The sequence below is a fragment of the Solibaculum intestinale genome, assembly GCF_040096205.1.
GTDB classification, from domain to species: Bacteria; Bacillota; Clostridia; order Oscillospirales; family Acutalibacteraceae; genus Solibaculum_A; species Solibaculum_A intestinale.
On sequence record NZ_JBBMFD010000005.1, the window covers coordinates 36,774 to 57,130 of the forward strand.

Annotated in this window: 12 protein-coding genes and 1 other annotated feature; of the genes, 8 read left to right on the forward strand and 4 right to left on the reverse strand. The window is 55.9% G+C overall.

Annotated elements, in window-relative coordinates:
- Positions 1 to 43: 43 nt before the first annotated feature.
- From WMO26_RS04555 to WMO26_RS04565, 3 genes are all read right to left on the reverse strand, one after another.
- Complete coding sequence (locus WMO26_RS04555) at positions 44 to 2,590, reverse strand: family 43 glycosylhydrolase (protein WP_349218461.1); 2,547 nt, start codon at positions 2,588 to 2,590, stop codon at positions 44 to 46.
- Between the two features lie 522 nt (positions 2,591 to 3,112).
- Complete coding sequence (locus WMO26_RS04560) at positions 3,113 to 6,925, reverse strand: rhamnogalacturonan lyase (protein ID WP_349218462.1); 3,813 nt, start codon at positions 6,923 to 6,925, stop codon at positions 3,113 to 3,115.
- Between the two features lie 208 nt (positions 6,926 to 7,133).
- Positions 7,134 to 10,466, reverse strand: a complete 3,333-nt coding sequence (locus WMO26_RS04565; RefSeq protein WP_349218464.1) for a GDSL-type esterase/lipase family protein — start codon at positions 10,464 to 10,466, stop codon at positions 7,134 to 7,136.
- 482 nt (positions 10,467 to 10,948) lie between these two features.
- Between WMO26_RS04565 and WMO26_RS04570 the strand changes: the two genes are divergently transcribed.
- The 4 genes from WMO26_RS04570 to leuB all read left to right on the forward strand — a co-directional run bounded on the left by WMO26_RS04570 (position 10,949) and on the right by leuB (position 15,719).
- Positions 10,949 to 11,605 (forward strand): SatD family protein, encoded by a 657-nt coding sequence (locus WMO26_RS04570; RefSeq protein WP_349218466.1) that lies wholly within the window; start codon positions 10,949 to 10,951, stop codon positions 11,603 to 11,605.
- A complete protein-coding gene (locus tag WMO26_RS04575; protein WP_349218467.1) occupies positions 11,602 to 12,345 on the forward strand; it encodes a DUF3307 domain-containing protein in 744 nt (247 codons plus the stop codon). The genes WMO26_RS04570 and WMO26_RS04575 overlap by 4 nt, the downstream gene beginning before the upstream one ends.
- Before the next feature lie 134 nt (positions 12,346 to 12,479).
- Positions 12,480 to 12,729: a binding site (T-box leader), on the forward strand.
- Positions 12,730 to 12,824: 95 nt separating this feature from the next.
- On the forward strand, positions 12,825 to 14,507 hold the full coding sequence (leuA, locus tag WMO26_RS04580; protein ID WP_349218468.1) for a 2-isopropylmalate synthase: 1,683 nt from the start codon (positions 12,825 to 12,827) through the stop codon (positions 14,505 to 14,507).
- 138 nt (positions 14,508 to 14,645) lie between these two features.
- Positions 14,646 to 15,719 (forward strand): 3-isopropylmalate dehydrogenase, encoded by a 1,074-nt coding sequence (gene leuB, locus WMO26_RS04585; RefSeq protein ID WP_349218469.1) that lies wholly within the window; start codon positions 14,646 to 14,648, stop codon positions 15,717 to 15,719.
- A 445-nt stretch (positions 15,720 to 16,164) separates the two neighbouring features.
- Here leuB and WMO26_RS04590 read toward each other — a convergent pair whose 3' ends face one another.
- Positions 16,165 to 16,413, reverse strand: coding sequence for an AbrB/MazE/SpoVT family DNA-binding domain-containing protein (locus WMO26_RS04590; protein WP_349218471.1), 249 nt, complete (start codon positions 16,411 to 16,413; stop codon positions 16,165 to 16,167).
- Between the two features lie 394 nt (positions 16,414 to 16,807).
- Between WMO26_RS04590 and WMO26_RS04595 the strand changes: the two genes are divergently transcribed.
- From WMO26_RS04595 to WMO26_RS04610, 4 genes are all read left to right on the forward strand, one after another.
- Positions 16,808 to 17,392: a nucleoside recognition domain-containing protein gene (locus WMO26_RS04595; RefSeq protein ID WP_349218472.1), complete on the forward strand. Its 585-nt coding sequence runs from the start codon at positions 16,808 to 16,810 to the stop codon at positions 17,390 to 17,392.
- Positions 17,393 to 17,422: 30 nt separating this feature from the next.
- Positions 17,423 to 17,947: a spore maturation protein gene (locus WMO26_RS04600; protein WP_349218474.1), complete on the forward strand. Its 525-nt coding sequence runs from the start codon at positions 17,423 to 17,425 to the stop codon at positions 17,945 to 17,947.
- Between the two features lie 74 nt (positions 17,948 to 18,021).
- Entirely contained in the window at positions 18,022 to 18,765 is a 744-nt protein-coding gene (locus WMO26_RS04605; protein WP_349218476.1) for a pseudouridine synthase, read from the forward strand.
- A 242-nt stretch (positions 18,766 to 19,007) separates the two neighbouring features.
- On the forward strand, positions 19,008 to 20,120 hold the full coding sequence (locus tag WMO26_RS04610; RefSeq protein ID WP_349218477.1) for an ABC transporter ATP-binding protein: 1,113 nt from the start codon (positions 19,008 to 19,010) through the stop codon (positions 20,118 to 20,120).
- The last annotated feature ends 237 nt before the right edge of the window (positions 20,121 to 20,357 follow it).

Genomic DNA, 20,357 nt, shown 5'->3' on the forward strand with positions numbered 1-20,357 from the left:
AATCCGCGGGGGCTTTTATTGATAAGAAGGAAGAAGGAAAGTGTTATCTAGTAATGCGAACCTGCAGGGCTTCGGTATCCTCCGCCCACTGCATATCAGAACCAGCAACCTTCACGTTAAAGGAACGGATGCCCGGGGTTCCTACGCTGAGAGTGTAGGTCCAGGTGCGCACGCCATCCTTATCCACGTAGGTGCAGCTGGTGGGAGCCAGGCCCATGCCGCTCTCGTTGAAGAGACGGACCTTCGCCACGCTGGTAGAAGTCTGGATGGTGGCGGTGAAGGGCTCGTTGACCTTCGCGGTCTTGTCAGCCTTTGCGCTGATGAGCTTGACCTCATTATCGGGTTCAACCGATACGGACGTGGTGCCAACGGCAATGTTTACATCCAGACCGGTGTCCATACCGTCCACATAAACGCTCAGGGTACGGTCGCCCTTAGAGCCCAAGGACAGGGTCAAAGTCCAGGTAGCCGTGCCGTCGCCGTTATCAACAGCCTCGCGGGTGGAGACCAGGCCGCTGCCAGACTCGCTGACCAGATAGGGCTTCTGGGCGTACTTGCTGGTGGTGACATTCACGGAGAAGGGCTCGTTGACCTTGCAGGCGGCCTTGCTGGCTTCCGCGGAAACCGGAACGTTCTTAATCAGGGCCAGATCATCGAACATAACCCACTGATCCGCCGCAGCGTCAGAGTAAACGCCGATTTCACACTGACCGCCGGTAATCTGGACATCAGAGAGAACGATCTGCGTCCAATCGTCCATCTTGTTGGCCAACGAGGCCTTGTACTCCTGATCGCCGGACTTGAGGTACATATCGCAGGCAGCCTGACCGCCGCTGCTTCTGACCCAGCCGTACATGGTGTAAGAGCCGTCCTCAAGATTGGTGATCGTCTGCTTGGTTTTGGTCTTGTAAGCGTCCGTGCCTTCGTTGCGCTTGGTGTATCCGTGATACCACGAATAGTTACCAAAGATCGGGCTGCAATAAGCCTTGCCGTCGGTGAGCAGCTGGAACTCCTTCTCTGCTGCAGAGGTGCCGCGGTTGCCGCCGTAGTTGATCTGTGCAACCTGGCCGGCAGTGCTCTCAACTTCCCAGCCGTTGGGAGTATTGACGTAACTTTGGATAGCGCCAAGGGCACCCGCAACGCGGTCGCACTCAAAGGAGGGGTTATGGATGTAGTTGTTGTTTTCGCCGACCGACCAGGTACCCTTTTCAAGGTCGATCTCAAACTGGGAAACATCGTTGAAAATCGGGGTAATGCCGTCTTCCGCAAAGGTAATCGGGCACCAGGCATTGTAGCCGATGCCGTTGCCGGCCATGTCGGACCAGCGGTCGCCCAGGAAGAGAATCAGGGTATCTTCCGTGCCCTGGACCTTCACAAAGTTGCTCACCTGAGTAACGTGGCTGAAGGTGGATACGCCGCCTTCCATCGGAAGAGAGCTGTTCGGCTTACCGTTCATGTCGGTAAAGGGGCCTGTGGGGCTGTCACCGATCATAACGAAGCTGGGAGAAGAGTTCCAGCCGCGCAGGTCGGAAGAAACCAGGTAATACTTGCCGTTGATGGTGAACATGGAGTTGGCTTCACGGCCGCCGGAACGTCCATATTCCTCGTTGCCTTCGTAAACCTTGGTGATCTTCTCGAGATGGGTGTAATCTTCGTTGAATTCGCCCACATAGATGATATCACGTTCCCGCAGGGTATTGTCCGGATCCTGCTGATACGGAGGAACGGTCACGCCGTTGGAGCAGAAGATCAGATAAGGCGTACCGTCGTCGTCAACGAATATGGTCTGGTCGCCGGTGCCCTTGCTGAAGCAGCCAAGCTCTCTCAGATCCGCATCGCAGCTGGCATACTTGAAGGGGCCTGTGGGGCTGTCAGACACAGCGTAAAGCACGCCGTTGTCCAGCGACTCGCCGCTGTTGAGCATGCCGGAGAACTGGGTGGCCAGAACGTAATTGTCGTTCTTTGCGTTGTACATAACGCCCATGCGGCCAACCCACCAGGTCATCCGGGAATTCAAATCTTTGCTGGTCATGACGTCGCCTTCGTAATCCCAGTTGACCAGGTCGGTGGAGGTATAGCAGGTGACAGCCTGGAAGTTGGAACCGCCGGTTTTGGCGCCGTTGCTCTCATAATACGTTATTCCAGAGCCGTATCTCGCGCCGTACCAATAGTACTTATCGCCGAATTTCTGGATATTACCCGCCTGAGACTGGATCGGGTTTCCATCGGTATCGCGATAGAATACATCGTTGGTGATCATATCGTCGCCAGTGATCACGTCCACATAGCAAGAGGCGGTTGCGCCGTCTGCAGCAGTGGCAGTGATCAAGGCGGAGCCGATACCCACCGAAGTGACGATGCCGTCGGGCGATACCCTAGCGACCTTCACATCGTCAGAGGCCCAAGTAACGTCACCCGCATCCGCACCGAAAAGATCCAGCTGAGTGACATCGCCGCCCTCGAGCATGGTAATCTCCGTTTGGGCCAGGCTCAGGGGAGAGGTTCCGTCTGCTGCAAACACAACGCCCTGCATGCATCCGAACAGGAGTGCGAAGGTAAGCAATACGGCAAGTAATTTGCGTGTTTTCATGTGTGTTTCCCTCTTTTCTTTCTTATTGTTTCAATTCGTCGGCTGCCGTGACTGGCTTCGGACAATATCCAACACCGCCTCGTGGGTTTCCCGGAAGAAAAGGAGCTTTCTTTTCACGGGGAAACCGCCGTGGCGGCAAGGGAATCCTCATCCAGTCATGCCCTTCTCAAAGCGGGAAATCATCCTTCGAGCCGGAAGAGCATGGCGCCGAAAAAGCGCCGGGGATGGCAATGCGATTATCGGTCCCTCCTTACATTTCTAGTTCTTTGCGGGATTACCAACCCTAGATATGGCAAAAGCCATACCAACCCCATACAACTATTATAGTTGTATGTATGCGAAATAAAAAGCAAAAAAACTGTGATATTTTTATAATAAATAGTAAAATCAATAATATATTTGTGCAAAATAGCAAATAATCGAAAACAATCGCAAGAAAAGAAAATCCCGGCCTGCCAAACAGCAGGCCGGGATTCGCTATGAAAGAATAACTTATAGGATAAGAAGGAAGAAGACAAAGGGTTATCGGGTGACGCGAACCTGCAAGGTTTCGGTATCCTGCGCCCACTCCAGGTCGGAACCAGCAACCTTTACCGTAAAGGTGCGGGCGCCGATGGAACCGACGCTGACCTGGTACGTCCAGGTGCGCACGCCGTTTTCATCCACATAGGTGCAGCTGGTGGGGGCCAGGCCCATGCCGTTTTCGTTGAAGAGGCGAACCTTGGCAACGCTGGTGGAGGTCTGAATGGTCGCCGTAATCGGTTCGTTGACCTTGCCAGTTTCCTCTATAGTCGCGCTGATGAGTTTGACCTCGTCGCCCGGCACCACAGATGCGTCGCCGATCTTGAAGCTGACGTCAATACCGGTGTCCACGCCGTCTGCATAGACGCTCAGGGTGCGGTCGCCCTTGGTGGCCAAGGAGAAGGTCAGAGTCCAGGTAACCGATCCGTCGTCGTTATACCGGAAGGAACGGTTGCTCGCCAGGCCCATGCCCGATTCGCTGACCAAGTAAACCTTCGACACGTTTGCGCCGGTGTTTACAGTTACGGTGATCGTGTCGTTGGGCGCGTATACTTCCTTATCGACAGAGGCCGAAACCGGCGCGTTGGTGTAGTACATCGGGGAGGTGGGCAGTTCCATGTTCAGGACCTGGTCCTTGTTGTCCTCACCCAGGTAGAAGCCGATGTGCGGCGGCTGGTTGTAGGATGTATTCTGGTTGGCAATCGCCGTGCGGTAGACCGGATCATGCATGAGGGTATAGATCATGTAGTCGGTCGGAATGGTGGTGGAATAGATACGAAGAGCGGTGGAATCGGTGTTGCGGGACACCATTTCTTCACGCCAGTCGCCGAAGATATCGGCGGTCAGGTTGGGGTTGTTCTTGGTGGAGTTGTTGGTATAGGTGCCTTCGAACACTTCGAGGGTTTCCAGGGTGTTCTCTTCCCAGTTGTACTTGTAAATGGCCTGGGCGGTGGGCGTCTCGGTAGCGAGTGCGTCGATCTTCGCGCCGTCGGGCAGCTCATGGAGGAGGTCGCCGTCCCAGTACATGTTCCAGTTACAGGTGAAGTTCACCGGCTTCTCCGTGGCGATGGTCTCGCCGTAAGCGTTGAAGATCGGACCTACCGGAATTTCGCCGGGCGTCTCGTTGTTCGGGCGCTGACCCCAGGCTTCGTAACCGGGCTGCGGGGTGATGTTGGCGGCCATGCCGCGGCCGCAGTCGAAGTCACCCTGCATAAAGCGGATGCCCATCAGGGTAAAGCCGGTGGCGCCGTCAAAGAGAGCAAAGTTATAGGGAGATTTCTTGTCTTCAAAGGGAGTGAAAACCTGCAGGCCGTCCCGGTCGGGAAGCATGGCGGCCACATGCAGCGCGTCGCCGTGGCCGAGGTTCTCTCTGCCTTCCTTGCCGTCTGCGATCCAGAGGGTGGAACCGTCGTGATCAATGGCCATCGCGCCTACGATGATTTCATCGTAGCCGTCGCCGTCGATGTCGGCAGTGGACATGGAGTGGTTGCCGCGGCCGTTGCGCACGTCGCTGTTGGGATCGGTCAGCCAGCTCCACTGCTTCTGCAGCTTGCCGTCAACCAGGAAGTAGGCGGCATAGCCGGACACGGTGTAGTAGCCGCGCTGCTGGATGGCAGCCGGGCGAATCTCAGAAGAACCTTCCGAGACCGGCAGATAAGCCACGCCGGCGTTAAAGCGGGTGGAACGGTTGCCGTAGTTGTCGCCCCACTGGCTTTCGGTATAGGAATCGTAACGGGTGGGATAATCCACCGTATCCAGGATGGCGCCGGTCTCGCCGTCGAAAGCGGTGAGGAACTCGTCCACGCCCACCTTGGTTTCCTTACCGGTGGTGGGATCCACGTCCATGCTGGTCGGGTCGCCGACTACGCCCAGAACCACAGTTTCGTCCATGATTCCCTCGGCGTTGGGCGCGTAAACGGTGGCGCCGTTGGCGGTGCGGATGATGAAGTCCGCCTTGCCGTTTTGCTCAAAGTCAAAGAGCAGGAATTGGTTGGTATGGGCGCCGGACATGGTGTTCGTACCCATGTTGATGCGCCAGAGGATGGTGCCGTCGAGCTTGTAGCAGTCGAACAGGGTCGGGCTGGTGGGCGTGCGTCCGGAAGAGTCGATGGCGTTGGCCGGATACCATTTGACCACGATCTCGTATTCGCCGTCGCCGTCCACATCGCCGACGCTGGCGTCATTGAGGGTGTACTCGGCCAGATCGCCCTTGATGGTCGCCTTGGGCTCGGGCTTCTGGACCGGGATGTTCATGTAGTTATGTTCCAGAGCGGTAAAGGGCTCGGACATGGAGGATTTCCCGTTCAGGATGGATTCGATCACATAGACGTCGCCCGGCTTGCCGGCGTCGTCGGTGTAGTTGGTCACATTGGTGATGGGCTGGGCATTGATCTTCACGTCGTTGCGGTAGACGTTGAAAGCAATGTTCGAGCCGTATTCGGAAGCCAGCAGGCGCCAGCTGATAAACATGCCGCTGCCGTTGTTGAGCGCGACCACACCGCGGTCCAGCCACTCCATCGAACGCTCATAACCGTTGTAGTTGGAGGAGGGCTTGGTGTAGATGACCGCGATTTTTGCCGTCAGGTTATTGCCGTTGCCGAATGCGCCGTCCTTAGGCAGAACAGGAGCGGTGTAGAAATAGGTGCCTTCCGCTTCCGGGTTGAAGGGACGGTCGGAGGTCCATTCGCCCAGCTGGGCGATGGCAGTGGTGCCGTCTTCCAAAAAGACCTTGGTCTCGGTGGGGAGGGTGGGCATCGGCTCGCCGAAGTCGACGCCGATGTTCTTCGGATTGGAGACGGAGGCGATATCCGGATACCGCTTGTAGGTCACCGTGAAGGTAGCCTGCAGATCGCGGATGTTGTCGTATTCACCGACAATCAAAGGCGCGGTCATGGTATAGACGCCGTTTGCATCCGGATTGAAGGCAGGCGTGCAGGTCCACTCACCCACCGGGATGTCCACGGTGGAGTAGTTGCCCAGCGTGGCTTTGACGGTAGCGGGCTTCGGGAATTCTTCGCCGTAGCCGATGGTCACGTCGTCCGGGTTCGTAATGGACAGAATCGCGTTGTCCGCATAAGCTTCGCTGGTTATCTCGAAGTTATCAAAGCCCATGGTATTGCTGACGTTGCCGCCGTTCTTGGTATCATCGGCATTGCGGCCGCGGGCGGCGAAGATCCACATTTCCGTCAGATCCACCGCGTCCTCACGGATCGGAATGTTCGAGAAAACGGTAGGCGCGTCCTGAGAGTCTCTGGCCTTGATGGACAGGGTCGCCGTATGGGCGGTGTAGTCCAGCGTCAGGCTGATGCGTACCCAGGTACCGGCCTTGAATCCGGTGTCGGTGGCAAGACCGCGGCTGACGATGTTGCCGGTGAACAGAGCGGGGGCGTCTCCGGCATAGAAGGCCAGCTTGCCGTCCTTGGAGGTGTTGAAGGTAAAGGTCTGGCCGGCAGTGCTGTAAAAGCGCAGCTCTGCCACGTTGTGCTCGTTGGGAACGGTTCCGGGCAGGTAATCGAAGTTGATAACCGCTTTGGTGCCTTCCTTCGGCTCAAAGGTCTTCAGGTTGCCTCGGTTACCGCCGGAGCTGCCCAAATTCGCTTTCAGATAATGGTTGCTGTTTTCCTCTGCCGTTGAGAAGGAATAACCGGCGTCGGCGACTTTGCTGTCGGTTTTAAAACCCCAGTCGCCTACGTTGTCCCCTTCAAAATTTTCCAGCGGAAAATAGTCCTGCTGGGCAGCGAACACGGTCATCGGCATTACGCCGAAGATCAGCAGTGCGCTGAGCAGCAGTGCGAGGACTTTTTTTGCTCTCATGTTTGTACATCTCCCTTTTTTTCTAATTCTCCCGGTCCGGGATGTACTAATTGTAGCGAAGGTTCACAAAGAAATCAAGACAATTTCGCCATATTTACATAGAAAAATGATGAATGTTAGAACAACTATAGATGAAATACAAAAAAACTGCACAAATAAAGGCGGCGATTCCCGAAAAAGGGAACCGCCGCCCGAATAGGAGAAAGAATTAGCGTACCTTTACTTCCAGCGTCTGATCGCCGTAGAAAACACGGTCGTAATTGGCCGCCTTGGCAGTGAACACACGGTTGCCAAGAGAGCCAACGCTCATCTCACAGGTCCAGGTAATGGTGCCGTCGGCGTTTTCCACGCTGGTGCAGGAGATGGGCGCCAAGCCCATGTTGCTTTCATTGAAGAGGCGCACAATCTTGGCACTCTTGTTGGTCACGATTGTCACTGTAAAGGGTTCGTTGCGCTTGACCGGATCGGTAGGGCCGGTAACGGAAATCACCGAAGGTTTCGGGTCTTCGGGATTAACCGCCGGATCACCCACTTTGAAGGCTACCGTTTTGCCGGTATCCACGCCGTCCGCGAACAGCTTCAAAGTACGGTCGCCCTTGGTGCCCAGCGCGAAGGTCAGGGTCCAGGTCTTGGTGCCGTCGGCATTTTCCTGGTAGGAGCGGGTGGAAGCCAAACCGCTGCCGGCTTCACTGACCAGATAGGGCTTGACCACGTCGCCAGGCAGGACCGCGGTGACCGTGATGGTTTCATTTGGCACATAGGAATCCTTGTCTGTTTCCACCGTTACCTTGGAGAAATCAAGCTGAAGGTTGGCCAGCGCCAGGTTGATCTGTTCGGCAACGTAGTCGTAATCCGCCTGCAGAGACAGGTCGAAATCGATAAAATAACCCAGGTTGTACGCATCCATCAAAGCATCTCTGGATTCCTGCGTGTACTTGGTTTCAAAATCATCTTGTGAAATGATTTCGTAGGCTGCATCGGCAGCTTCCATCAAGGAGTTGTCGTCAATGACCGTGCCGGCCGGGACATAGTAGATACCGAAGTTGTCCACATTGGTGCTCCACAGAGTGGACAAGTCGTTGCCGCCGGTGTCGTTTTTGCCGCGGGCCGTGTACCAGATCATGGAGGTCAGGTCCTTGGCGTCTTCCGGAATGGCGATATCGGGAACATAGGCATATTCATCGGGATACTGGTCTACATCCTTTGATTCAATGTAAAGGTCGGCGGTGTGGGTGGTGTAGTCGAAAACAACCTGGATGGAATACCAGATGTCGTTGCGAAGCCCCAGGTCCACAGCCGGCCCCTTTTCAAAGCCGTCGCTCTGGATGTCGGCGTACTGGTAGCCAGCCACGTAACCAATGTGGCCGTTGTTGGAGGTTTTGAGGGTAAAGTAGGGATCCTTGGAGTTGGCGGAGCCCAGAAAGCGGAACTCAGTGACGTTGCGCCGGTCGGGATTGCCAGGCAGCCAGTCAAACTCCAGGGACAGCTTGTCGGATTCAACCGCATCGAACTTCTTGGTTCTGGAGCGGCCGCCGGAAGCGGACACATAGAAGTTGAGGTAATGGTTGCCGTTTTCCTCCAGCTCACGGGTGATCTCCAGTTGGCCGGTGGTCCCCCAGTTGGCTGCAAATTCGCCTTCCATATCGTCGTTGATGACGACGCCTAGGCCGTGTTCAAGGCCGTTTACGGCGTTGAGCATGTTGTTGAGGGCGGCGTTGAGCATATCGTCGGATGCCTTCTCGTCTTTCAGTACCTCTATTGCTTCTGTACCGGCCTGTGCCAGCGGTACATAGGATTCTAAGGTATAATGATAAGGAGCATGGCGCAGCTCATAGCCGTATTCGTTGACCAAGTTTTCCAGCGCCTCCCGCGGAGATTGCACATACTGACGGACCGTAATGGGTTCGGACATAGGGCCGGTACCGGTCAGGCCGGTGGCGGCGATGGCGTAGTCGTAATCGCCGGTGGCCGGGGATTCCAGGGTGACCCGCAGATTGGGAGCGGTCAGGTCCGGGGTGACGTAGGCAGTGCCTTCCCCAACCTTTTCATACGTGCTTGCATCCGCACCCGCGGCCTTGCGGTAGACGGGGAAGCGGACAATCATCTGATCGGGGTGGTAAATGACCGATTCGGGCATTTCCCACGTAAGGGTAACGCTGCCGGTGGTTTGACGAGCCACCGTAATGTTGGACACCACTGCAGTGGGGGCGTTTTCCGTGTTCAGAGGATGCGCCTTCACATAGGGCTTAATGGGGGTGTCTAGGTCTTTGAGGTCGTTGGTGATGATCTGCGCGCAGAGAATGCCGCCCACGCGGGAGGGATGAGTGCCGTCCACCGTCAGGTAGCTGCTGGCGGCAGGAACCGCTTTCTTATATGCGGCAAACTGGGGATTCATATCAATGAGAAGGACGTTTTCCTCTTGTGCCAGCTCACGCATATACTTCATGAAGTTGGCGTTGCCGGTATGCGGGGTCACAAGGACCGGCGTGCCGCCGAAGGCGCGCACGGCGTTGACGTACTTCATCAGATACTCTTTATACAGGGCCGAATCGTTGGGGTTGATATACCGCCGGCCAGCGGCCGTCTCGTTGATGCCCCATTCGATCATAACCGTATCGCCGGGCTTCGCGTCCACAAAGAAACGGTTGAAGTCGCCCTTGCTGATGAAGTTGCGGGCGGAATAGCCGCCGCGTCCCTTGTTGTCGATGATGACGTTGTCGGCAAAGAACTGCCGGTTGGCAAGCTCCGAGCCCCAGCCCGTCTGCTCCGGAATGGGGGTCAGGTCGGGCTGGTCATAGGGAGGATAGGTGGCGACCGTGGAATCCCCGATGAAGCGGATGCGGGGCTGCTCGCTGGCCGCCTGCTGCTCCACGCGGGTAATCTCCATGGCGTTGATGCGCCCCATACCGGAGACGCCGTCGTTTGTAAGACTGGTGGCCAGTTCCACCGTCAGCTTGCCGTCATACACGGCTACACGCACGGTATTGTCCCGCCACTCGCCGGCCTTGCTTTCAATCCAGCTGGCCTCGGAAGGCTCGGTGTATGCGTCGGCCCATTCTTCGGTGGACCACTTGACCGCGTTCATGTTGCCGTTTAAGTAAGCGCCGGAAACGTATTGGTTCCACTTTCCGCCCTGAATGATCCGCACGTCATACAGGCCGTTGGGCAGATCCACCGTAAAGGTCGGATAGGAATACTCCACCACCGAGCTGCTCACCTGGGTGCGGATGTTGTTGTAATTCACTCCGTCGCCGAGAATCGCGTCAGGAGGGTCCATTTCCGAAGAACCCGACAGCTGCCCGTCAAAGGGCTGCCAGCCGTATCCCTTGGCTTCGTCGTAGCGGTCATAGCCGCTGACGGAAATGTAGCCGTCGACCGGTTCCTGTGAACTGTTGCCAAAGTCGAACTTCATGGTCGACCCTACCGGGAAGGTTTCGTCGGTAGCCGGCGCCGCCGACGCGATGCCCGAGAACGCCACGCTGGACATCAGCATCAGCGCGCTCAAGGCGACGGACAATGCTTTCTTCCATGATTTTGCCATTTTTTCTCCTCCTTCGTTTGAAACCTGCATCTTTCTTGCCTGCCTGAGACCGTCCGCATTCAGACAGCCGGCAGGAAAGGCGCTTGTGCAGCCCTTCAACAAAAGCCGTGTTTCTCCCAGCCGGCTTTTATCAGAGGGGCCTTTGGGAATGCTCACGGTCCGTGTGCCGGTGGGCACGAGCCCGCTGTACGCATCTTCCAGGAGATAGCTTGTACAATTCGCACACATTTCCGCGTGAATACTCTTTTATTATAGCATTGACGCCTGTAAATACAACACCTAATCATTTGATTTTAACAAAATTTAGAGAAAAATTACGAAAAATTTGGAATGCACACGCTGCTGCGGCTTATACAGACGGAAACGGAGTACGGCGCAAGAGAATCGAGCAAAGGGCGGCGAAAATAATATGCATATTTTTATGCATGAGTTGAACTTATGCATAACCAGTGGTATAATTGAGCGCAAGAGGTGAGACGAAGATGTATTGCGCGATCATCGGAGACATCATTCAGTCCAAAGAGCTTGCCGACCGGGCCGGGGTCCAGGCAAAGCTGCAAGAGACGCTCACGCAGATCAACCGGCGATATGAAAAGGCCCTGGCGTCCGACTGCACCATTACCCTGGGCGATGAATTCCAGGCCCTTTTGTTTACGCCGGTTCCCGCTTTCGAGCTCATGGAAGAGGTGCAGCGTAGGATGCATCCGGTGCGTCTGCGCTTCGGCGTGGGGGTGGGGGAGATTACCACGCCCATTTCCCGCCGCCTGGCCATCGGGGCGGACGGCCCGGCCTACCACTACGCGCGCGCCATGATTGATCGGATGAAGGAAAGCGAGCGCGGACGGGAACGGCCCAGGGAAGAGCTTTTGTATTTTTCCGGGGACCCCGGCGACGGCCTTATTAACGCCGCCGCCCTCCTTTACCGTCAGGTGGAGCGGGACTGGACCGGTTCCCAGCGGGAGAAAATCGCCGCTTATCTGGAAACCGGGGGGACCCAGGAGAGCATCGCCGCCCGGCTGAACGTCTCCCAGTCCAGCGTCAACCGGGCCTTTAAAAGTGCTCGCCTTTATGAATATCGGTATGCCTTGGAGCAAATCCGCGCGTATCTGGAAAGCGTCTACGGGAGGTGGGAACTGTGATCAAAAGCGTGTGGTTTTTGGTGCTGCTGCTGGGACACCTCTTGGGAGATTTTACCTTCCAGACGCCGTCTTTGGCCAAAAAGAAAGCGGACAACCTGTTTTACGTGCTGCTCCACGGCGGAATTTATGCCTTGTGCATGGCCGGTGTCCTGGTGGCTGCGTTTCCCTTTTCCTTTGCGCTTCTCTATGTGGGCCTTTTGGCCGCTTTGACCCATCTGGCGGTGGATTTGGTGAAGTTTTTCCTGTCCCGGCAAAAGGAACTGGCTCAGACCCACGCCGCCGCCCTCTTTCTAGGGGACCAGGCGGCCCATCTTCTGATTCTGCTGGCTCTTTCCCTTTTCGTTGGGGATGGGACGCTTTCGCTGCGGACCTGGCCGGAACCGGTGGCGGCCAACCTCGCCTTTACCACCGGGGAGTTGCTTAAAGCGGCCCTCCTCCTTTTGCTGGCGGGCAAGCCGGCAAACCTGCTCTTTCTCACCCTGTTTCGCAAGTTTCGCCCCCAGAAGGACGGACAGGAGGAAGTGAAAAACGCGGGAGCCACCATCGGCACCCTGGAACGGATTGTCATGATGACCATGCTCTGCCTGGGGCAGTACGCGGCGGTGGGGCTGGTGCTCACCGCCAAATCCATCGCCCGGTATGACCGGATTTCCAAGGAGCCGAAATTTGCCGAATACTATCTGTTGGGGACTCTGACGAGCCTTTTTTATTCGGTGGCCGCCGTTTTCCTGCTTTGGTAGGAGGGTGCGCGTTCCCGGCGGCTGTGTCGGCAAGAGACCCGCAGGCTTGCGGCTTTTAGCTGAAAAATTTTTACGGACTCCCTTGACAAAGGGGGCGGACGTGCATATAATAGGGTCAAATCAAATATGATTTTCCAAAGACGTAGAAGGGAATAAGACACAGCTGAAGGCTTTCAGAGAACCGGCGGAAGGTGCGAGCCGGCAGCGGACGTTGTGTGTATAGCTCATCCCTGAGTTGCCCGTCTGAAACTCCTGTGGAGCAGTAGGAAGGGACGCTTGTGACGGCGTTATCGGTCAAGGCCTTGCTAGAGGCCGGTGAGGATGCGGGCAAACCGCATCGAAATAGGGTGGTACCGCGTAGAATGGTAATTCGACGCCCCTGTATGTGAGTGTTTCACATACAGGGGCTTTTTTGTACCCCAAACCCCGTTGCTCTTTTTCACCGGCTGACAAACTGATTTTTGAAAGGAGCATGTCCCATGAAAGAAGCGTTTCGAAAGTACATTCCGTTCACTCCCGTCGACCTGCCCGACCGGCAGTGGCCGGGGAAGACCATCGCCAAAGCCCCCATCTGGTGCTCGGTGGACCTGCGCGACGGCAACCAGGCGCTGGTCAATCCCATGAACCTGCAGGAAAAGCTCAAGATGTTTCATACTCTGGTGGACGTGGGGTTCAAGGAGATTGAGGTGGGATTCCCGTCGGCGTCCGAGACGGAGTATGAAATTCTGCGTACTCTCATCGAAGAAAACCACATCCCCGACGACGTAACCATCCAGGTCCTGGTGCAGGCACGGCCTCATCTCATCCGCAAAACCTTTGAGGCCATCCGCGGCGCCAAGAACGTCATCGTCCATTTCTATAATTCCACCTCCACCCTGCAGCGCAAGGTGGTGTTCAAAAAGGATATGGCCGGCATCATCGACATTGCGGTGGAAGGCGCCAGGCTCATCCGGGAGCTCACCCGGGAGATGGACGGTTCCGGCACCAACATTCGTTTTGAATATTCCCCCGAATCCTTTTCCGGCACGGAAGGGGAAAACGCGGTGGCCATCTGCCAGCAGGTGCTGGAGGCCCTGGGCGCCACCCGGGAGAACAAGGTGATTTTGAACCTGCCCTCCACCGTGCAGATGAGCACGCCCAACGGCTTTGCCGATCAGGTGGAGTACTTTTGCCGCAACCTGCCCTGGCGGGACCGGGCCATTGTTTCCGTCCATCCCCACAACGACCGGGGCACCGGCGTGGCGGATGCGGAGCTGGCGATGATGGCGGGGGCCGACCGGGTGGAAGGCACTCTGTTCGGCAACGGCGAACGCACCGGCAATGTGGACATTGTGACGCTGGCCTTAAACATGTATACCCAGGGCGTGGACCCCAAGCTGGATTTCAGCAACATCAACGCCGTGCGGGAGGTCTATGAGGCATGCACCAAGATGCCCGTCCACCAGCGCCACCCTTACGCGGGTGAGCTGGTCTTCACCGCCTTCTCCGGCTCCCATCAGGACGCCATCTCCAAGGGCAAGGCGTATATGAAGGAGAGCGGCACCCCGTACTGGGAGGTTCCCTACCTGCCCATCGACCCGGCGGACATCGGCCGTCAGTACGAGCCGGTCATCCGCATCAATTCCCAGTCTGGCAAGGGCGGCGCCGCCTACGTCATGCAGGCGGAGTTCGGCTACAACCTGCCTAAAGAGATGCATCCGGAGTTTGGGCGCATCGTCAAGGCCGCTTGTGACCAGGCCGGCCGGGAGCTCAAGCCCAGGGAAATTTTCGATCTCTTCGAAAAGGAATACCTGGACATCCGCACCCCCTACCTGCTCAAGCGGCATAAGATCAACCAGGAATCGGGCACCAACGGGGAGGCAGCCGTCTGCTTTGAGGGCGTGGTATCCTGCGAGGGCAAGGATATGGAGATCACCGGCCACGGCAACGGCCCCATCGACGCCTTCTTCAATGCCATCCAGCAAATCGGCGTGGAGGGCTACCAGTTTATTTCCTACCATGAGCACGCCATCTCCAAAGGGTCTGATTCCAAGGCCATCGCCTACATTCATTTAAAGAACCCGGCCGGCGAGGACGTGTTCGGCGTGGGCGTCGCCAGCAACATCAACATCGCCTCCATTCGGGGCGTGTTGTGCGCCATCAACCGCTCGGTATCCAAATAAGGCGCCCGCAGGTGCGGGGACCCAGCTAAAGGCTCATTGCCTGCGGCGCACGGCCGTACCGCAGGCATAGCGACGTCTGTCCACCTCCTTTTCGGCGGACAGGCCGGTACATATTATAATAAAGGTGTGGTTTCATCCATGAAAAACTATCAGGTGGTGCTCCTGAAAGGAGACGGAATTGGTCCGGAGATCGTCCGGGAAGCGGTCAAGGTTCTGGACAAAACGGCGCAGAAATTCCGCTTTGGCGTGACCTATACCGACGCCCTCTTAGGCGGCGCGGCCATTGACCAGACCGGCGTTCCGCTTCCAAAGGAAACGGTGGAGCTCTGCAACCAGGCCGACGCGGTGCTTCTGGGCGCTGTGGGAGGCCCGAAATGGGAGACGCTTCCCGGCAACCTGCGTCCGGAGGCGGGGCTTCTGGGCATCCGTTCGGCCATGGGCCTGTTCGCGAACCTGCGCCCGGCGAAGATCTTTGCTCCCCTGCGCGCGTCCTCTCCCCTGCGCGGCGATATCATCGGTGAGGACCTGGACATTCTGGTGGTGCGGGAGCTTACCGGCGGCATTTACTTCGGCGAGCGGGGCCGCCGGGAGGTAAACGGCCAGCCGGCCGCCTACGATACCGAGCAGTATACCGTCCCCGAAATCGAGCGCATCGCCCGGGTAGGGTTCGACTCCGCCCGCAAGCGGGGCAAGAAGCTCTGCTCGGTGGATAAGGCCAACGTCCTGGAGGCCTCTCGTCTGTGGCGGGAAACAGTCATCCGCATCAGCGCGGAGTACCCGGACGTGGAGCTTTCCCACATGTATGTGGACAACTGCGCCATGCAGCTGGTGCGCAACCCCAAGCAGTTCGACGTAATCGTCACCAACAACATTTTCGGTGACATTCTTTCCGACGAAGCCTCCATGATCAGCGGCTCCATCGGTATGCTCGCCTCTGCCAGCCTGGGCAGCGGCAAAAACGGCCTTTTTGAACCCATTCACGGTTCTGCGCCGGACATTGCCGGCCAAGGCATCGCAAATCCCCTGGCCACCATCCTGTCGGTGTCCATGCTGCTGCGCTATTCCCTGGAGGAACCTCAGGCGGCCGACGCCATCGAGGCGGCGGTGGCGAAGGTACTCGACGAAGGCTACCGCACGCCCGATATCTTTACCGAAGGCGGCAAGAAGGTCGATACCGCTCAGATGGGCGATTTGGTCGCGGCCTGTATTTAACTTATATTACGTCAAAAGAAACCGGCCGCACACAGGTGCCTGTGCGGCCGGTTTTCTTTTGACAGACGACGGCGAAAAAGGATACCCTATCGTCTTTTTGTGAATGTTTTACACGCTCGCGAAGATAAAACCCGGTTTGGCCTTCCGGAACTATAAAATAGCGGTTTTTTTGTATGAATATTTTGCCATGTCAAAAAATCGAATAAAAAAGCCGCCCGGTTGCAGGCGGCAAAGAAATAACGTTTGGTACTTGCGGCGCACGCGCATGAAGGACAAGGCGGCGAAGAGCCCCCTTGGCTGCGTCCGTTTTCAAAAAGGCGTCTGCCCGGCAGAAGCGAACAGCAAAAAAGTGGCGGGGATTTCGGAATCTCCGTCACTTTCTTGATAACAGGGAAGAGGTTGGACCAAACTCTTTGGCAAAGCCTTATGTAGGAGGCTTTGCCACTTATTTCGTGCGTTCGGTGAGTTCCTTGATACAGTTCGGGCAGATGTTGCGGCCCTTGTAGTTGATGATGTCTCTCGCGTCATTGCAAAAGATGCAAGCCGGCTCATATCTCTTGAGGATGATGCTGCCGCCATCCACGAAAATCTCCAGCGGATCCTTTTCGTTGATGTCCAGCGTGCGGCGGAGTTCGATGGGAAGGACGATACGGCCCAGCTCATCGACTTTGCGGACGATACCAGTAGATTTCATAAATGCTGCCCCCTTATATTGATAGGTTAAAATCCTATCTTGTCTTCATAATAATAATATTTTCCATAGATGTCAACCGAAAATCTTATATTAATTGATAATAGTTTAAATTTCTCTCGAGATTGTTAAATAAATAACAAAACAGTGCGTCGAAATTACTCGAAATTGGAAAGATTATGACTAAATTGTGAGGAAAAATTACTTCATACAAATCAATATTTTAAGTTGTATCTACAAATGATTTTAGGATAAAGTTTCCAAAAGCCAGCATTCCCAGATTTAGGATGATAAAGGAATGAATTTCCGCCGCCTTTCATATACATGCAAATGGACGGTTTCTTTGCATACATCTCTGCACAAAGGCCTCCAAAACCATGGAAGGGAATGGGCGCGTATGCTCAATTATATATGGGCGGGCCTGATGGTGCTGTCGGTGGTGTTCGGCATCTGCAACGGCCGCATGAGCGAGGTGTCCGCCGCCATCATGAGCGGCGGCGGGAAGGCGGTGGAACTGACGCTGGGCCTCCTGGGTGCCATGTGCTTCTGGGGCGGGATCATGAACGTGGCGGATAAAGCGGGGGTAACCGCCCGGATCAGCCGGCTCATCAGTCCCATCACCAAACGCATCTTCAAAGGAATGGACCCCAAAAGCGCCCCTGCTAAGGCCATCTCCATGAATATCACCGCAAATCTTCTGGGCCTGGGAAACGCCGCTACCCCTTTGGGGCTGAAGGCTATGCGGGAAATGCAGAGGGAGAACAAGGTGCCCGAACGGGCCACCAAGCATATGATTTTCTTTGTGGTGCTCAACACCGCCTCCATCCAGCTGATCCCCACTACCGTGGCGGTGCTGCGCGGGAACTACGGCGCCGCCTCACCCATGGACATTCTGCCGGCGGTGTGGATCACCAGTATCGTCTCCTTGACCGCCGGCCTGGTGACCGCCTGGCTCTTAGGACGGTTCGAACGGAAAAAATAGACGCACGCCGGCAGAGCGAGGAGGAGAATCATGGCACAGCTGAGCGATTATCTTCTTCCCATCCTGGTTGGGGCGGCGGTGCTGTTCGCCTTGTTTAAGGGAGTCGCATCCTTCGACGTGTTCGGCGGCGGCGCCAAGGAAGGCTTCGAGACCACCATTAAACTGCTGCCTACCCTGGTAGGGCTGATTACCGCAGTGGAAATGTTCAAAGCGTCGGGCGGCCTCGACGTGCTGGTGCACGCCTTGTCTCCGGTGGCGCAGGCGCTGGGCCTGCCCCAGGAGGTTATGCCTCTCGCGCTGCTGCGCCCCATATCGGGGGGCGGATCCCTGGCCATATTGGAGAGCATCTTTCAGGACAATGCGCCCGACTCCTTCGCCGGCCGGGTGGCATCGGTGATGATGGGATCCACGGAAACCACCTTTTACGCCGTAGCCGCCTATTTCGGCGCGGTGGGCGTCAAGCAGATCCGCTATACCGTGCCCGCAGCGCTGACTGCGGACCTGGTGGGGTTTGTCATGAGTGCGCTGACCGTTCGCCTGCTTTTTGGCGTATAGGGATTGACGAGGCGGGGGCAGACACGTACAATATACCTATTATATATCCACTCAATTGGAATAGGAGGCGTCTTATGGCAGTGATACGGCTGGACCGTATGCTTTCCGGACAGGGCGTATGCAGCCGAAGGGAAGCGGGAATGCTGGTCCGCAAGGGAGCGGTTGCGGTAAACGGCCGGACGGCCCGCAATCCCGAACAAAAGGTGGACCCGTGTGAGGACGTGGTGGCGGTGAACGGCCAGCCTCTTATTTATAAGGAGTACCTTTATATTTTGCTCAATAAGCCGAAGGGGGTGGTGAGCGCCAGCAGCGACCCCAGGCAAAGGACCGTGCTCGACCTGCTGCCCGCCTCTTTGCGCCGCCGTGGCCTATTCCCGGTGGGCAGGCTCGACAAGGACACCACTGGCCTGCTGCTCATCACCGACGACGGGGATTTTGCCCACAAGCTCATGTCCCCCAAAAAAGAGGTATACAAAACCTATGCGGCAAAGCTGGACGGGCCTGTGGGAAAAAGGGAAGCGGAAGCTTTCGCCCGGGGGCTGATTTTGAAGGACGGCACTCCATGCCGCCCGGCGGTTCTCCTTCTGCCCGGGGACGGTTCGAACACCGCTACCGTGCGCATCTGCGAAGGGATGTACCATCAGGTCAAGCGCATGTTTGAAGCGGTGGGACGACAGGTGGTGGAACTGCACCGTACGGCCATCGGAAATTTTACGTTGGAAAACGAGCTGCCAAGCGGAAAATGCCGGGAATTGACGGAAGAAGAGATAGCGTTGCTGCGAAAAAATGCGCAGGACAGCGAAAAGGAAATCTGTTGAAAATCCATAAGAAATCAAAATGCATTTTGACCGGGAGCAAAAAAAGGTTCGTGAAATCGTCTTAAAAAGAAACAAAAATATGTACGTTTTTTGAACTGCTGGGCGTTTTACATAATCCTCAAAAGCAAAGTTTGGGTAATTAATGACTGTTCTTCGCTTCGAGTTTCTGATATAGTATTATACACAGAGTGATGCCGAATACGAGCAATTCGAACCACAATACAACTCAGGAGGCTATTAAAATGGCAGGTTTATCACTAAAGAACATTTACAAGATTTACTCGGGCAATGTCACAGCGGTTTCTGACTTTAATCTTGAAATTGAGGATAAGGAATTTATCATCCTTGTCGGTCCTTCCGGCTGTGGTAAGTCCACCACCCTGCGTATGATCGCGGGTCTGGAGGAAATCAGCAAGGGCGAACTCTACATCGGTGACCGTCTGGTCAACAACGTTCCTCCGAAGGATCGCGATATCGCGATGGTGTTCCAGAACTACGCCCTGTATCCCCACATGACCGTGTTTGACAACATGGCGTTCGGCCTGAAGCTGCGCAAGGTTCCGAAGGATCAGATCAAGCGCCGCGTGGAAGAGGCCGCCCGCATCCTGGATATCTCTCACCTGCTCGACCGTAAGCCGAAGGCGCTCTCCGGCGGTCAGCGTCAGCGTGTTGCTCTGGGTCGTGCCATCGTGCGTGAGCCGAAGGTCTTCCTGCTTGACGAACCGTTGTCCAACTTGGACGCCAAGCTGCGTGCGCAGATGCGTACCGAGCTTGCCAAGCTTCATAAGAGACTGGGCACCACCTTCATTTACGTTACTCATGACCAGACCGAAGCTATGACCATGGGCGACCGCATTGTGGTTATGAAGGATGGTCTGATTCAGCAGGTCGATACTCCGCAAAACCTGTACGACAAGCCCTGCAACATGTTCGTTGCCGGCTTCATCGGTTCTCCCCAGATGAACAACATCGACGTGGTCATCGAGAAGAAGGGCAACGATTACTTTGCCAAGTTCGCCAACTACGCCATCAAGCTGCCGGCGAACAAGTCCGAAGGCGGTAAGCTGGATGCTTACATCGGCAAGGAAGTGGTCATGGGCATCCGTCCGGAGCATATTAAGGACGAAGACCTGCACATCGAGGACAATCCCGATGGCATCGTGAACGCTGATGTGGAAGTGACCGAGCTGATGGGCGCTGAGATTTACCTCTACGTGACCCTGGCTGGTACTCCTATGATCTGCCGCGTGGCTCCGACTTCCACTGCGAAGACCGGCGAGTCTGTTAAGCTGGCGATCGACACCACCAAGATCCACCTCTTCGACAAAGAGACCGAGAGAACCATCACCAACTAATTGGATTTTGAGCCATAAAAAACCGCTGTGGGTTTTCCCACAGCGGTTTTTTTCGTGGAAGCCGGGCGCGGGCATCAAGGAGAGAAACCAGCCGGAGAGGTAGGCTTGACTCGAGGATCATATGAAAGCCAGAGCATGGTTGCCTTATGGATTAAACAGGAAAAGAATATGGCATACTATATAAAAATCTGTACAATTAGAAAGAGGTTTTCTCCGTTGTTTTTCCTCATTCCGCTA

What these genes read in the sequence shown, in the direction of transcription:
- WMO26_RS04605 (WP_349218476.1), top strand. Translation starts at nt 18,022, where the DNA reads ATGGCAGTGATACGGCTGGACCGTATGCTTTCCGGACAGGGCGTATGC.
- leuB (WP_349218469.1), top strand. Translation starts at nt 14,646, where the DNA reads ATGAAAAACTATCAGGTGGTGCTCCTGAAAGGAGACGGAATTGGTCCG.
- WMO26_RS04590 (WP_349218471.1), bottom strand. Translation starts at nt 16,413, where the DNA reads ATGAAATCTACTGGTATCGTCCGCAAAGTCGATGAGCTGGGCCGTATC.
- WMO26_RS04610 (WP_349218477.1), top strand. Translation starts at nt 19,008, where the DNA reads ATGGCAGGTTTATCACTAAAGAACATTTACAAGATTTACTCGGGCAAT.
- WMO26_RS04570 (WP_349218466.1), top strand. Translation starts at nt 10,949, where the DNA reads ATGTATTGCGCGATCATCGGAGACATCATTCAGTCCAAAGAGCTTGCC.
- leuA (WP_349218468.1), top strand. Translation starts at nt 12,825, where the DNA reads ATGAAAGAAGCGTTTCGAAAGTACATTCCGTTCACTCCCGTCGACCTG.
- WMO26_RS04600 (WP_349218474.1), top strand. Translation starts at nt 17,423, where the DNA reads ATGGCACAGCTGAGCGATTATCTTCTTCCCATCCTGGTTGGGGCGGCG.
- WMO26_RS04555 (WP_349218461.1), bottom strand. Translation starts at nt 2,590, where the DNA reads ATGAAAACACGCAAATTACTTGCCGTATTGCTTACCTTCGCACTCCTG.
- WMO26_RS04560 (WP_349218462.1), bottom strand. Translation starts at nt 6,925, where the DNA reads ATGAGAGCAAAAAAAGTCCTCGCACTGCTGCTCAGCGCACTGCTGATC.
- WMO26_RS04595 (WP_349218472.1), top strand. Translation starts at nt 16,808, where the DNA reads ATGCTCAATTATATATGGGCGGGCCTGATGGTGCTGTCGGTGGTGTTC.
- WMO26_RS04565 (WP_349218464.1), bottom strand. Translation starts at nt 10,466, where the DNA reads ATGGCAAAATCATGGAAGAAAGCATTGTCCGTCGCCTTGAGCGCGCTG.